This window comes from bacterium SCSIO 12741 (assembly GCA_024398055.1).
Classification (GTDB): domain Bacteria; phylum Bacteroidota; class Bacteroidia; order Flavobacteriales_G; family Salibacteraceae; genus SCSIO-12741.
The window spans coordinates 1,943,788-1,959,964 of sequence record CP073749.1; the positions used below are offsets into that span (position 1 = coordinate 1,943,788).

Annotated in this window: 6 protein-coding genes; all 6 read left to right on the top strand. The window is 46.6% G+C overall.

Annotated features, from left to right (window positions below):
• Positions 1 to 186: 186 nt before the first annotated feature.
• The 6 genes from KFE98_08255 (at position 187) to KFE98_08280 (ending at position 16,176) form a co-directional block, all read left to right on the top strand.
• On the top strand, positions 187 to 9,951 hold the full coding sequence (locus KFE98_08255; protein UTW64117.1) for a T9SS type A sorting domain-containing protein: 9,765 nt from the start codon (positions 187 to 189) through the stop codon (positions 9,949 to 9,951).
• 159 nt (positions 9,952 to 10,110) lie between these two features.
• A complete protein-coding gene (locus KFE98_08260; GenBank protein ID UTW64118.1) occupies positions 10,111 to 10,818 on the top strand; it encodes a DNA alkylation repair protein in 708 nt (235 codons plus the stop codon).
• 141 nt (positions 10,819 to 10,959) lie between these two features.
• Complete coding sequence (locus tag KFE98_08265; GenBank protein UTW64119.1) at positions 10,960 to 13,323, top strand: TonB-dependent receptor; 2,364 nt, start codon at positions 10,960 to 10,962, stop codon at positions 13,321 to 13,323.
• 27 nt (positions 13,324 to 13,350) lie between these two features.
• Positions 13,351 to 14,400 carry a histidine kinase gene (locus tag KFE98_08270; GenBank protein UTW64120.1) on the top strand — a complete coding sequence of 350 codons (1,050 nt, stop codon included), beginning with the start codon at positions 13,351 to 13,353 and terminating at the stop codon, positions 14,398 to 14,400.
• A gap of 1 nt (position 14,401) precedes the next feature.
• The gene (locus tag KFE98_08275; protein UTW64121.1) at positions 14,402 to 15,160 is read left to right on the top strand and encodes a response regulator transcription factor; all 759 of its coding nucleotides are present in this window, start codon (positions 14,402 to 14,404) and stop codon (positions 15,158 to 15,160) included.
• Positions 15,161 to 15,216: 56 nt separating this feature from the next.
• On the top strand, positions 15,217 to 16,176 hold the full coding sequence (locus tag KFE98_08280) for a hypothetical protein (protein ID UTW64122.1): 960 nt from the start codon (positions 15,217 to 15,219) through the stop codon (positions 16,174 to 16,176).
• The last annotated feature ends 1 nt before the right edge of the window (position 16,177 follow it).

Here is a 16,177-nt window from a genome sequence, read left to right on the forward strand (position 1 = left end):
TTAGGGATTCTCACCTGAGGACCGGTTTTTCCTTGATTTGGGCCGTAATCCTGATCCTTTCGGATTGAATTAGATTGCTGTTTATCAGCTTTTTAAATTCATGGTACATGGTTATGTACCTAACTTTTTGCATCCCACGCGAAAAGGTCCCTCTACTTTTAATTCTCGTTTTTCTAAAGACTGTTGATGATGAAAACAAAAATTACTTCGCTATTGTGTTTTGGAGCAGTTCTAATGGGACTGATGAGCTTCTTGCAGGTTCAAGCTCAATGCCCCGCTCCAACGGTTTCTGCAAATGGACCCACGACCTTTAATCAAGGTGGGTCGGTAACTCTTACAGCATCGGCTTCTAACCAAAGTGATGCAGGAAATGCACTTAACTTCTATTCAAGCTATGTAACGGTTCCGCACAACAGTGTGTTTACCGCCATGGCAAACAGCATGACGATAGAAGCATGGATCTATCAAACCGACAACGTTAACAATGCGATTGTGGACAAGGGGAACTACAACTTCTTGTTCATGGCCGGACCCAATGGACAATCTGGACTTGGGTTTTACAACACCAGCGGTGGCTGGACCTATGGAAGTGGGGTGGTGCCCACCAATCAATGGGTTCACGTGGCCATGACCTGGAATCAAAGTACGGGGTACATTTCTTTTTACCTCAATGGATCTTTGATGAGTACCCACTATAGAGGTGGATCGCTTAACTACGATTCGGGTAACTTGAATATTGGTCGCCAAGACCCGGCAAGTTGCCAGTGTAATATAATGAGTGGACAGATCGATGAGTTGCGTCTTTGGAATGTGGCTCGATCAGGATCGCAAATTGCGAGTGATTATTCCACCAGCATCAATCCGGCAACAAGTGGATTGGTGGCCTATTGGAAATTTAATGAAACCAGTGGTTCTTCTACTTATGATGCAACGTCCAATGGAAACACCGGTACCCTGGGAGGGAATTCACGGGTTAGTTCTTCGGCCAGTGTGTCCAACAAACCCGTTTCTTACTCTTGGTCCAATGGGAATAGCGGGTCTTCAACTACTATTTCTACCTCAGGTTCCTATACGGCTACAGCTACCTATTCCAATGGTTGCACAAGCAGTGCCTCGGCTGCTACTTCGGTAAATGTAATCACTGAAAATGCCCTTCACTTCGACGGGGTCAATGACTATGTAAATATTGGAAATCATTCCTCCTTAAATATTAATCAGGCCATCACCGTAGAAGCTTGGGTGAAGCCTAACAGCACTTCTTCTGAAGGTCCCGTTCTATTTAATGGCGGTGGCTGGGGAATTCCTGGATACGCGATGCACTTTTATCGCGGAAATGTTCGAGTAGAGCTTAATTCTGGTTCTGGCGGAAAGGCAGTAGACAATCCTTATAGCTTAACGGGTTGGCATCACATCGCGTTTACTTTCGATGCTTCAACCGATAAAATTCTCTTTTATGTGGATGGGGTTCTTCAACCCGTTCAAGGGACCTGGTCGGGAACCATGGGAACCTATAATGGAAGTGGAATAATTGGAGCTTACCTGGGCGGTAGTCAATCTTATTTTGATGGCGCCATAGATGAGTTGAGGATTTGGAATTATGCACGCTGCGGCGCTGAGATTAACCACACCAAAAATTGCTACCTCAATGGCAATGAATCCGGCTTGGTGGCCTACTATAAAATGGACCAAGGCGTGGCCAATGGAGCTAACGGTTCAATCGGCACCTTGACCGATGAGTTGGGGAACAGTAACGGAACCCTTTACAATATGGCCAAGTCTGGAAGTTCGTCCAACTTCGTTAGTGGAAGTGGAACATCCGGAACCTGCACCGCCTATTCCTTGGCTGTGAATGCAGGAAACGATATTACTATTCAAGAAGGCCAAGCCGTTACTCTTACCGGAAGCGGAGCAACCAGCTATTCCTGGAATAATGGAGTGGTAAACGGAGTTCCTTTTTACCCAACATCCACCCAAACGTACACCGTGACAGGCTCGGCCAATGGTTGCTCAGCCACTGATCAGGTAACCGTAACCGTATTGCCGAACAATGCTTTGAATTTTGACGGGATCAATGATTACGTTCAACTGGGCTCGGCTCTAACTTACGGTTCAAGTAGCCTTACAGCAGAGTTTTGGGTTCGCGTACCTAAAATTGGTCAAGGTAATTTGGTCAATAATGAACGAGTAGGAATCCTGATGGGTAACTACAGCTCCAACCCGAACCAGAATTTTGAAATTCACGCCCAAGGCCAAGTGAGAATCTATTGGAACAACGGGCAGATTAATGCTTTCGGAACCAAAGATCTAAGGGATAACAAATGGCACCGTCTGACTTTTGTTCGAGATAAATCGGCTAATCGTTTTTACGCTTACATCGATGGTGTTTTGGAAATTAATCATGGAACGGCTGGTTCAGACATTAACCTCACTTCAACGCCCCGAATCGGCGGTGACCGCAGAAATTCTTCGGGCGGACCATCCTTCCACGGATGGATGGATGAAGTAAGAATCTACAACTATGCCATGAACGCCGGTCAAGTTGCCAATAAAGCCTGTGTGCTCAATGGAAACGAACCTGGGTTGATCCACCATTACACCTTTAACAATGGTACTGCCAATGGAAACAACGCAGGAGTAACTGCCGTTGTCGATCAGGCAGGAAACAACAATGGAACCCTAATCCAATTCGGACTCAATGGATCGGCCTCAAACTGGACTTCCAGCGGAACGTGTAACAGCGACCCTATCGCGGTGGCAGGTTCTGATCAATCGGTTCCGGTTTCTGCCGTTTCATGTTCGGCAAACGTAACTCTGAACGGTAGCGGATCTTCAGATCCGGAAGGTCAGGCCTTGACCTACGAATGGAAAAATGGATCAAGCGTGATTGGAACATCAGCTTCCATATCCGTGACTCCAGGCTTAGGTACTCATACCTATGTACTTACCGTATTTGATGTTCACGGAGCTTGCTCCATGGATACCATGCAGGTGACCGTTTCGGATAACACCGCACCTACCATGGCAGCCAGTAACGTAACGGTTTATCTGGATGGAAACGGCTCTGCTTCGATTACTACAGCAGACGTTGACAATGGATCCTCTGATAATTGTGGCCTTGCGTCATTGGCCCTGAGTCAGACCAATTTTTCTTGTGCAGATGTAGGCTCTGGATCCACATTGGGAACCAGTTCTTCTAATCCGGGTCTCGATTGTGCGACCATTAAGAAAACAGATTCTTCAGCCACCGACGGAACCTACTGGATCGATCCTGACGGAACTGGAGGAGCAGCACCTTACCAGTGCTACTGTGACATGACTACCGATGGTGGTGGTTGGATGCTGGTAGCTCACCAAAAAAATACTGGAGCCTTTGCTCCCTATAACTCCAATCTTAGCCCCACATTTAACTACGGAACCTACGTGGCCGACCCTAAGGCCAGCACCGATTTCTACCGGAGCTATTCCAACGTTAGTCATGATCAATTGATGTTTGCCAGTGGAGACAACGCCAAGTGGTTGGTTTTGGATCCTACCTGCGCCCGGGCCGTAACCGGAACGCAGTCACCAAACTGTCAGGTTATCGCCTCAGGTGGAACCGGAATTACCGCTGGTGGATATACCAATGTGCTATTCAGATCATCGCAACCTGAAGACCCATGGATTGGTGGTGAAGGTTCTCACTCGAACAACATATTTAACGGTATGCTCTGGGGTGAAAATGGCTGGGGTCCTGGTACCCACGGTTCCTATAAAAATGCGCACCAGGGTTTGAACCTTTTTGTAAGAAATTCTCAAGCCACGGCAGCCTCAGGTGCTGGCGGCGTATCCGTTACTTTAACCGGTACAGACAACAGTGGAAATACTGCTTCGGCAACAGCCATTGTAGACGTAAAAGATACCACTGCGCCCAATTTGACTACTCAAAATACAACCCTGTATTTGGATGCGAATGGTCAGGCCACTTTGGCTTCAACCGATGTAGTTAGTTCGTCCAGCGACAACTGTGGTAACCCCACATTATCCTTGAGTCAATCGGCATTTACCTGTGCCGATGCAGGAGGAGACCCCGTGGATCAAAGTCAGCCCAGCGGATGGTTCCTGGCTGGTGGATTTAGAGGAGCCGGACAAAGCTTTAAGGCAGGTCAAACAGGGCCTCTCACCGATATTGAGATCATGGCTCGGATACATCCTTCCAATGTGACTTGTACGCTTGAATTGCGCACCGGGTCAAATCCAGTGGGAGGGACGCTATTGGCATCTGCTCCAGTTGCCTTGACCACAACCGTGACTACGTACAAAGTAAACTTCCCAACTCCGGCTGTAGTAACGGCGGGTCAGAATTATGTATGGGTGGTGAAAAACGGGTCTCCAAGTGGATTGGTGTACTTCCACAACGATTTGGGCAATCCTTACCCAGATGGTGACTTGATTCAAGAAATCAGCGGTTCATGGAACCCTAATTCCAATGTTGATGCTTATTTCAAAACCTTCGTTTCCACGGCAAAAACAGTTTCTGTAACGGCAACCGATGCCCAGGGTAACACAGCCACATCCACAGCTGATGTTTCCATCCTGGATACTTTGGCGCCGGTCGTTCAACCTCAGAATTTAACCGTGTACTTGGGTGCCGATGGTACGGCCACGATTTCGGCCGGCGACGTGAGCACCACCAGTGACAATTGCAGTGTAGTTAGTGTAACCCTTAGCGATACCGCTTTTGATTGCAGTGATGCAGGGGTTCATACCGTAACAATCACGGCTACCGACGCCTCTGGAAATGTAGGAACAGGTCAAGCCACAGTTACCGTCATTGACAACGTGCCACCACAAGCCTCGGCAAATGATTTGACCGTTTATCTGGATGCCAATGGTTCTGCTTCAGTGACCGTGAATGATGTAGATAGCAACTCTACGGATAACTGTTCAATAGCTTCGCGAACATTGTCGGTAACGTCTTTTGGGTGTAGCGATGTTTCCACCGGAAATTCAAGTGCTGGATCGCCAAATGGATTGTACTTCCCAAGTGCTTTCAAGCTCCACAGCATGAATAATAATGGTACTGGTTTCAGCACCCCTGTAACCAATGGCGGCCAATATATGAGCGGAGCAGCTTACGATATTTCAACGAACAAATTGTACTGGATTGATGCTTCTTCGAAGAGGTTGATGAAGTCCGATCAAAACGGAGCAAACCAGGTAACGCTGGTTTCTTCAGGAATGGGAAGTCCTCGTGACGTAGCCATTGATCCGGATGGACAATATGTTTATTTCAGTGACTACGGAGGGCAATACATTAAACGGGTGAATACCGACGGGACAGGACTTACTACCCTGGCTTCTGGATCTGCCGTTCGTCCACTGGGTATTTACCTGGATCGGGTAAATAACCATATCTATTGGGCTGATTTGGGATCTGGATCCATCAAAAGAATGAGCACCAACGGTACAGGAATTACCACCGTCGTTTCCGGTCAGGGTGATTGCCGCGATGTTGCTTTTGATGCTGCTACTTCAACCCTATACTGGAATAGAGGAAATCAAGGCCGTATTTATAAAAAAGTGGGTGCCGGAAGCGTAACTACTTTGGTGAGCGGATTGGTTCAGCCTTACGGTGTTTTCTTCAATGATGGAGATGGTAAAATCTATTTCACCGAAACATCCGGTGCACAGCGGGTAAGTGTTATTAATGCAAATGGTACCGGTAAAACGGTTTTGAAGACAGGATTGAATAACCCGGTATACATTTCGGTTGGACAGGCTGCCAGCTCTTCTTCTTCAGGCGTGTCAACGGTACTCACCGTGACCGATGTTGCTGGAAACAGTTCAACAGCAACTTCCATCGTTACCGTTTTAGATACCATTGCTCCAAGCGTTTCTTGTCAACCCGACACCTTGCTGTTAACTGCAAGTGGAACCGTTTCAAATTCGGCTAATGACTTGGTAGCCTCATCTTCGGATAACTGCGGAGTTGCCAGTATTTCGGCCAGTAAAACAACATTTACTACGGCTGACGTGGGTGATAATTCTGTGGTAGTTACAGTAACCGATAGCTCTGGTAATTCGACTACCTGTACCGCAAACGTTTATGTAATTGAGCCTGCACCTGTGGCCCTTTGCCAGAATGCAACGATTTACTTGAATGCTTCTGGAAATGCAACCCTGGCGGTTGGCGATATCGATAATGGAAGTAACAGTTTGATTGGTTTATCGTCTCTAACGCTTTCCAAAACAGCATTTAGTTGTGCAGACGTAGGCACCCAAACCGTAACCCTGATCGCTACCAATACCTTTGGTTCATCAGACAGCTGTACCGCTACAGTAACAGTAGTTGATTCTATTGCTCCGGTTGCTTTGACTCAAAACATAACTGTACAGTTGAACGCCGCTGGTACGGTATCCATCGCAGCTGCCGATGTTAATGACGGCTCGAATGACGCTTGCGGAATAGCGGGTATGACTGTTTCGCCAAGTTCATTTACCTGTGCTCAGGTAGGAAGCAATACCGTGACTCTAACCGTAACAGATAACAACGGAAACGTATCCACTCAAAATGCGACAGTAACGGTACAAGACAATGTTCAACCCGTTGCATCGACCAAGAATATCACCGTTCAATTGGACTCTACAGGTAACGCCTCAATTGTTGCAGGGGATGTAAACGACGGTTCAAATGACGCTTGTGGAATCGCCAGTATGACGGTTGCACCGAGTGCCTTTACTTGTGCTCAGGTTGGAAGCAACACGGTTACTCTAACTGTAACGGATAACAATGGAAACGTGTCTACTCAGAATGCTACGGTAACCGTTCAAGACAACGTGGTTCCAGTTGCAATTGCCAAGAATATTACCGTTCAGTTGGACGCTACGGGTAATGCCTCCATCACAGCCGCAGATGTAAACGATGGCTCAAGTGATGCTTGTGGAATTGCGAGCATGACCGTGGCACCAAGTGCCTTTACCTGTGCTCAGGTTGGAAGCAATACGGTGACCTTAACGGTTACGGACAACAACGGAAATGTTTCCACTCAGTCTGCCACTGTAACGGTACAAGACAATGTAGCTCCAGTAGCCTTGACAAAAAACATTACGGTTCAGCTGGATGCAACGGGTAATGCTTCTATCACGGCAGCAGATGTGAACGATGGTTCAAGTGACGCTTGTGGAATCGCGAGTATGACGGTTGCACCTAGTGCCTTTACTTGTGCCCAGGTTGGAAGCAATACGGTGACTCTAACCGTAACGGATAACAACGGAAATGTATCCACTCAGTCTGCAACTGTGACAGTACAAGATAACGTAGCTCCGGTAGCTTTGACCAAGAACATCACGGTTCAATTGGATTCGACTGGTAATACTTCGATCGTTGCAGCGGATGTAAATGACGGCTCAAATGATGCTTGTGGAATCGCGAGTATGACGGTTGCACCAAGCGCCTTTACTTGTGCTCAGGTTGGAAGTAATACCGTGACTTTGACGGTTACGGACAACAACGGAAATGTTTCCACTCAGTCTGCCACTGTAACGGTACAAGACAATGTAGCTCCAGTAGCCTTGACAAAAAACATTACGGTTCAGCTGGATGCAACGGGTAATGCTTCTATCACGGCAGCAGATGTGAACGATGGTTCAAATGACGCTTGTGGAATCGCGAGTATGACGGTTGCACCAAGCGCCTTTACCTGTGCCCAGGTTGGAAGCAATACGGTGACCCTAACGGTTACAGACAACAACGGAAATGTATCCACTCAGTCTGCAACTGTGACGGTACAGGACAATGTAGCTCCAATAGCTTTGACCAAGAACATCACGGTTCAATTGGATTCGACCGGAAACACTTCGATCGTTGCAGCGGATGTAAACAATGGTTCAAATGATGCTTGTGGAATCGCCAGTATGACCGTTGCACCAAGTTCGTTTACCTGTGCTCAGGTTGGAAGCAATACAGTGACTTTGACCGTAACGGACAACAACGGAAATGTTTCTACGCAATCTGCTACGGTAACCGTTCAGGATAACGTAGCGCCGATCGCCTTGGCGAAAAACATAACGATCCAGTTGGATTCAACTGGGAATGCTTCAATCGCAGCAGCCGATGTAAATGATGGTTCAAACGATGCTTGTGGAATCGCCAGCATGGCCGTTGCACCCAATGCTTTTACTTGTTCGGAAGTGGGTAGCAATACCGTAACACTTACCGTGACCGATAACAACGGCAATGTGTCCTCAACCTCATCAACAGTTACAGTTCAGGACTTGATTGCTCCTGTGGTGATCACCAAGAACATTACGGTTCAACTTGACTCCACCGGACAAGTTTCCATCAATGTGAATAATGTCGACGATGGATCGAACGACGCCTGTGGTATCGATACCCTCACGGTATCACCGGCGACGTTCACTTGTAGTGAGGTGGGCGCGAACACGGTTACCCTGACTGCAACGGATGCTAATGGCAATGTGTCTTCGGCCACTGCTACGGTAACCGTTCAGGACAATGTAGCTCCTGTGGTCGTTACTCAAAACTTGAATGTGACCTTGAACGCAACAGGTACTATCTCTATCACGGCCAGTCAAGTAGACAATGGCTCAAGCGATGCCTGTGGAATTGATACCATGGTTGTATCGCCGAGTAGCTTCACCTGTGCCGATCGAGGCAGCAACACCGTGACGCTTACGGTAACGGATAACAACGGAAACGTATCCACTGAAACCGCTCAGGTAACCGTTGAAGGAAATGCTGAATTTGAAACAACAACAGTGGTTACCCAGGTGGATTGTAAAGACAATGCAACTGGAGCTATCGACCTGAGCATTTCAGGCGGAACATTGCCTTACACTTATAGCTGGAGTAATGGTGATACCACCGAGGACATCAGTAATCTACTCGCAGGAACTTATCAGGTGACTGTATTGGATGCCAATTCCTGTGATATCACTTTGGGTGACACCGTTACGGAGCCACCATTGCTCACTGCTTCGATTGCATCACTGTCTTATTCTTCATTAAACACCAATGCCTTTGGTAACCAGACCCACATCGTGTTAGGCTATGGTGGACAGGATTCAATCCAATTCTTTGGAAGTGCTACTGGTGGAACTCCAGGTTATAGCTACAGCTGGTTCCCAACGACCGATTTGGATGACCCAACAAGCCCGAACCCAGTGTTCAAGCCAAGCTTGCCAGAGGATTCTTGTCATGTATATCACTACACCCTAACGGTGACGGATAGCAACGGTTGTACGGCTACCTATTCCGTAGACGTGAACGTGGCCAATGTGGCTAAGACCAAAGTGTATTACGTGTGGAAATACGTGAAAAACAAAGGCAAGAAGGGTAAGAAAGGTAAAAGAGGTAAATGGGGTAAGAAAGGCAAATGGGTGAAAGTAGAGTACAAGGTGGAAAAAGTCATCATGTGCAAAACCATCACTTACACCAAAAAGCACAAATGTCACTATAAGTGCCATGGCCACCGCCACCACCGCAATTGCAAACACAAAGGTGGAACCTATACTTACACCAAGGACATTAAGATTGAGGTAAGTAAATGGGCTGTTAAATCCCTATTGAGATGCGGATACAAATTGGGTAACTGCAGCTCTACCTGTGGATCTTCTAAAGGCGGAACCCGTTCTGATTTCATCGCCGATGAGGTGGAAGAAGACATCCTGCCGGATGAGGTGACTGGACCCGTAGTATCCGTATTCCCGAATCCTAACGACGGAGCCTTCACTATTGACCTTAATCAGTTGAATGAAGATGATCAGATTATGATTCAAGTTTTGGATCCTTCAGGAAGACTGGTTTACGAGCAGAATCTGGAGAATACAGGTCAGGAAGTTACAGAACGAATTGACCTCAACGAACAGACTTACATGACTACTGGAATGTACATTCTACGCATTCAAGTGGGAGATCATCAACAGTACGAACGTATACAGGTGGTAAAGTAGTAGTTATGCACTGATGCGATTTCATTCGGCGCGTTCCGAATCCGGGTGAAGTTAAAAGCATTAGTTCCGAGTGAACCCTGGCTAGCATGGATAGCCGGGGTTCTTTTGTTTTGGCTCGCTGGGAATTAATAGTTTTGAATAACTGAAATCCACAAAGTCATGACTGCACAAGAAGTTTTAAGCCAACTGGAAACCATGGGGAGCGAACAAACCAAAAAGGTACTTACCCGACATGGAGCAAGAGAGCCTTTTTTTGGAGTAAAGGTGGGTGATCTTCAGAAGATCCGTAGAAAGGTCAAAAAGGATCAACCCCTGGCTTCGGAGCTTTACGCAACGGGCAATTCGGATGCAATGTATCTCGCTGGATTGATTTCAGACGAAAGCGTGATCACCAAAGACGAACTTCAGAAGTGGGTGAAAGGTGCCTATTGGTATATGATTAGTGAATACACCGTTCCCTGGACGGCCGCGGAAAGCCCTTATGGGTTGGAGTTGGCCCTGGAGTGGATTGAATCGGAAGAAGAGGGTATAGCTGCAGCAGGTTGGTGTACCTTGTCCAGTTTGGCCTCTCGCAAGGCCGATGAGGATTTGGACCTCGATCTCTATTCCAATTTGATGGATCGGGCGGAACGGGAAGTGCACTCTGCGCCCAACCGGGTTCGTTACACCATGAACGGATTTGTTATTGCCTGCGGAGCCTACATCACTTCTCTTACCGACAAGGCACTGGAAATGGGAGAGCGAATTGGTAAGGTGTCGGTGGAAATGGGTGGAACAGCTTGCAAAGTGCCAGTCATTGTGCCCTATCTCAACAACATTATCGACAAGGGTCGCGTAGGTAAAAAGCGAAAAGACGCCCGTTGTTGATAGGATAACTTCCCGTTTTTGGGATTACCAGTGAACCAGTTTTATTTACGATTCAGTTTATTCAATTAACCACTCGGCCTAGAATGCTTGGGTAGTCGAGCTGCTTGTTCAACATTTGTACCTTCAAATTCAAATGGACTCATGAAAAACTCGGTATTAGCATTTCTCGCCCTGATTCTGTTCACAGGCTTTGCTCATAGTCAGGAAAAGCTTTCGGTGATCAAAGGTGTGGTGATGGATAAGTCCTCCCAGTTTACCATTCCAGGAGCAAATGTTGTTTTGGTTTCTGTGGAACCTAAAAAAGGAGTGAGTACAGATGCCGAAGGACGCTTTCGAATCGAAGGTGTGGCTCCTGGCCGTCATCAGATTCAGGTGAGTTTTCTGGGCTATGAAACCCAAACGATGTCGAACCTGTTGGTTGTGGGAGCAAAGGAATTGGAGATTCAGGTTGAACTGGTGGAGTCTTTTACCCAATTGAAAGAGGTGGTTGTTTCCTCAGAAGGAGAAAAGACCGAAGCCATCAATGAAATGGCCATGGTAAGTGCTCGACAGTTTTCAGTGGAAGAGGCTGCCCGTTATTCGGGAGCTCTTCAGGATCCTGCTCGAATGGCCACCAATTTTGCCGGAGTGAGTGGCGCCAACGATAGCCGAAATGATATCATTATTCGAGGTAATTCACCTTCTGGAGTTCTCTGGAGAATGGAGGGAATTGATATTCCATCTCCCAACCACTTTGCTACTTTAGGTACAACAGGCGGCCCGGTGGGTATGCTCAACTTGAATAACCTGGCCAACTCCGATTTCTTAACGGGTGCCTGGAGTTCGGATTATGGAAATGCTTTAAGTGGTGTGTTCGATTTGCGCCTTCGGGAAGGAAACCGGGATAAATATGAGTTCCTGGCCCAGGTAGGGTTTAATGGATTTGAGGTTGGAGCCGAGGGGCCTTTTAGTAAAAAGAAAAAAGGATCGTTTCTGGCCAACTACCGTTACAGCACCCTGGGCGTATTTCAGGCCTTGGGCATCAACTTGGGTACCGGAGCGGCCATTCCTCAATACCAGGATTTGACTTTTAAAATGAATTTTCCAACGGAAAAAGCAGGAACCTTTTCAGTATTTGGAGTAGGGGGAACATCCTTCATCGAGTTTAAAGCAGAAGATTCAGATTCCCTGGACTTGTTCTCCGATGCCTACACGAATACCCGTTATTCGTCTACTACAGCCATTGTCGGTGCTTCCCACAAATACTTCTTCAACCCAAAACTTATGTCCAAGCTGACCGTGGCGGCAAGTTATACCCAAACGCTGGCAGACATTGACTCCATCAGCGATGTGGATCGTTCAGAGATTCATACCTACGGGCAGAATTTTCAGCAAACCAAGTATTCCTTGAATTACAAACTGAATAAGAAATTCAACTCCCGCAACACGATGAATGGTGGGGTGATCTTTGATCGCTACGAAATGGATGTGAACGACTCCATTTACAAACCAGAGGGCGATTACTACCGAGTCATTACGGACTTCAACGGAGGGTTTAACTTGATGCAGCTCTTCGTGCAATGGAAGCATCGATTCAATAAGGATCTGTCAGTGAATTTGGGACTTCATTCCCAGCATTTGTTAGACAATGGCTCTTTTAATTTGGAGCCGCGGTTTGCCGCTAAGTACAGGGCAAGCGGACAGCATGTGTTTGAATTTGGAACTGGTTTGTACAGCCAGATTCAGCCCATCACCGTATACTTTGTAGAAGAAAAAGATGCCGCTGGGAATTCAACTTTACCCAACGAAGGCCTCGACTTTTCGCGAAGCGCTCATTTCGTATTGGGGCACAATTACCTGATCAACGAAAACCTTCACCTTAAATCAGAAGTGTATTACCAGTATCTGTTCAACGTGCCTGTGGACGCCACTTCCTCTTCCTTCAGCATGATCAATCAGGGGTCGGACTTTGAAATCACCACCAATACTGGAATGGTTAACCAGGGTGATGGTTACAATTATGGTCTTGAGTTGACCCTGGAGAAGTTCTTTTCACGGGGTTATTATTTCTTGACCACCGGATCGCTGTTTGAATCCAAATACCGGGGAAGTGATGGCATCGTTCGCAACACGGCCTTTAACACCAACTACGTGTTCAATGGTTTGGCAGGAAAAGAGTTTAAGTTGAAAAAGGGGATGTCCCTCTCCTTCGATACCAAGGTGACCTATGCAGGTGGAAGAAGATACACACCCATCGATCTGGAGGCTTCTCGCCAGGCTGGTACTGAAATCCGGAAAGATGATCTGGCCTATTCCGAGCGCTACAATGACTACTTCCGTTGGGATTTTAAAATTACGCTACGTCACAATTTCAAAAAGATTTCGCAGCAGTTTGCCATCGATATTCAAAACCTGACCAACAACCAGAATGTGTTTGCTTACGGGTATAATCCACGAACTGGAGAAATTGCAACCACCTACCAGCGCGGCTTTTTTCCTGATGTGCAGTACAAGATTTATTTCTAAGCAGTCAGAAGGGTTAAATTTGAAAGGATGACAAGACGGGAAAGACGAATCGAACTCCTGGGTTTCAACGATTTCTGGTTGGTTCTCTTGGGTATTCCCGTGACTGGAATTTTGATTCCAATCGTCTTTTTCGATTTATTACCCACCGGAGGTATAGAATACTGGAAGTTTAGCTTAATCTCCATCGGTTTTACTGCGGCTTACTGGTTAGGTGATCGAAAAATTTTGATCTACCTCCGGAAGAAGTTCCCTGGTTACTACAAGTACAATAAGAGGATTTTCCTACAAGCCATCGTTATCCTAACCTTTACACCTGGGATTTGTTATGCGGCGGGACTTTTACTTCCGGAATTACGAACCGAGCTTTCGCCTAAATACCACCATGAACAATATCGATACTACCTGGTTAGTCTAATTATTACGCTGGCCATTACGGCCACCTACGAGAGTATTTACGCCATCTTTCTCTTACGAAATGCCACCCTGGAAGGAGAGCGTTTAAAAAAGGAGAATCTACGGTCTCAATTAGCGACGTTGAAGAGTCAGGTAAATCCGCATTTCCTGTTTAATAGTTTGAATACACTGAGTTCCATTATTCCAGAGAACCCGGATCAGTCGGTGGAATTTGTTCAAAAGCTCTCCACGGTTTATCGATACATTCTGGAGATCCGAGACCGGGAATTGATTTCATTACAGGAGGAATGGAAGTGTATCGAAGCCTATCGCTTTTTGCTCAATATCCGGTTTGGAGAAAACCTAAGCATCGAAAACCACATTAGCCCAGAGGACATGGACAAGCATATCGTGCCCCTATCCCTTCAAATGCTTTTGGAAAACGCCATTAAGCACAATGTGGTGTCTAATAAACGGCCGCTAACGATAGAAATCGCATCTATCGAGAATGGTCGCTTGTTGGTTTCGAATAATTTGCAGCTCAAAAATCAGGTGGAAGCCTCTACTCAAACCGGACTTGAAAATATCAATCGCAGGTACCGAATTCTCAATGGAGAAGAGGCCGAAGTCATTGTGAGTGAGACCCACTTTCGAGTGGCCTTACCCTTAATTGAAACGGAATAGTATGCAGATTCTAATCATTGAAGACGAAAAGCCTGCTTCACGACGCCTGGAGCGAATGATCAAATCTCATCGGCCCAATTGGAAGGTGCTCGATGTGTTGGATACCGTGGAAGATTCAGTGAATTGGTTCCGCAACATGTCCTTGCCTGATTTGGTGTTTATGGATATTCAACTCGCCGATGGAATTAGCTTTAACATCTTTGAACAGGTATCCATGACCTGCCCGGTGATTTTTACCACGGCCTACGACCACTATGCCATTCAGGCATTCAAAGTAAATAGCATTGATTATTTACTGAAGCCGATCGATGAGGCCGAACTTCAGCAGGCCATTACCAAGTTTGAACAACGCAGTCAAGGGGATTCGATGAAACAAATGGATTGGATGAAGTTGGTTCAACAATCCATCAAAGAGAATCCCTACAAGGAGCGCTTTTTGGTACGACTTGGCGATCAGCTCAAGTACATTCCAGTGGATCAAATTGCCCTGTTCTACTCGGAGCAGAGCACACCCTATCTGGTGGATTTCGATGGACGAAAGAGCTTGATTGATTATCCCCTGGACCAGTTGACCGAAATGCTTGATCCCAAGGAATACTTCCGCGTTTCTCGAAAGCTTATCGTCCATCACCGCAGCATCTCCAAGATCCATACCTGGTTTAACGGAAGGCTGAAGTTGTCGCTAAAACCTGCTGCTCCTTTTGAAACTTTGGTAAGCCGCGATCGCGTGAATGCTTTTAAAGCCTGGCTCGATCAGTGATTCCCCGACAGGGCTAAGGTTTTTTCTATTATTTTTCGGCAACAATTGGAGATGGTATGAAGTGGGAAAATTTTGTGGTCGTAATCTTTTTGTTGCTCGCCTCACGGCTTGAAGCTCAACAGGTTCCCAATGTAATTGAGAATATTGACTACCTCGTTACTTTTTGCCCGGAAGCGTCAAAAAGTTATGGGGATGATGACTTTACCCAGGTTTTCTTCTTCGCTATTCCTGAATCTCACACTCGCCCCTTCTACATTCGGGTATATGATCCGGAAGTAGGTGGAGAAATTGACGCCAAACATGGTGGTGCGTATGATTCTAAGTTCCGCTATACCGTATTTGGTGGAAAAGGATGTTTTTCAGACGAAGCCAACCAAAGCGTAGAGCCCAATAACGATTTGCGCAAAGGAGTCATGTTGGCTACTAAAACCTTTACCAACGAAGCTCGATACGAAAACGGATGGTACACCTTTGGTCCGTTCAACCCCAAAGAAGGGGAGTACTCACCTGAGCAAAAAGCCCGTATTTTCAAGATTATTGCAGAAGGTTTGTCTGGAGATGATGGCAACTTGTACCGCTACTTTATCAGTCAAAATGTAGGGGCCAACAAAGCCATTCTGGGCGCCAATGCCTTTACTTACGAGTATTCCTTCCGTATGAAATCGGAGCCGAGTTCAGTGGCTCACTTGTACCCCTTTCTTAGCCGTGATGTGGTTTCGATCAAGCAACACAATTTCGATTTCGATTCCGATGGACAAATTCTGATTTACTCCGTGGCCAAAAACCGTCACGTATCTGCCACTTCCGGAAACGGAGATTGGGCAGAGCAGACCCATGAGATTGTAGATCGGGAGAAAAATGCCAGCTTAGATATGCAATTTGTAAAAGCAGGTAACGCGGCCAACGATATGGTCGTATACATCACCAATCAGTACGATAAGCCCGTACCCTTCTTCGCTATTCCGATTGGAGGGAAGCCGGCCTATGACTACAATTTACAGGTCAAAGTCAAATAGC

Bases quoted from the DNA above. Each gene is read 5' to 3' on its own strand.
- KFE98_08265 (UTW64119.1), top strand. From the start codon at position 10,960: ATGAAAAACTCGGTATTAGCATTTCTCGCCCTGATTCTGTTCACAGGC.
- KFE98_08275 (UTW64121.1), top strand. From the start codon at position 14,402: ATGCAGATTCTAATCATTGAAGACGAAAAGCCTGCTTCACGACGCCTG.
- KFE98_08280 (UTW64122.1), top strand. From the start codon at position 15,217: ATGAAGTGGGAAAATTTTGTGGTCGTAATCTTTTTGTTGCTCGCCTCA.
- KFE98_08270 (UTW64120.1), top strand. From the start codon at position 13,351: ATGACAAGACGGGAAAGACGAATCGAACTCCTGGGTTTCAACGATTTC.
- KFE98_08260 (UTW64118.1), top strand. From the start codon at position 10,111: ATGACTGCACAAGAAGTTTTAAGCCAACTGGAAACCATGGGGAGCGAA.
- KFE98_08255 (UTW64117.1), top strand. From the start codon at position 187: ATGATGAAAACAAAAATTACTTCGCTATTGTGTTTTGGAGCAGTTCTA.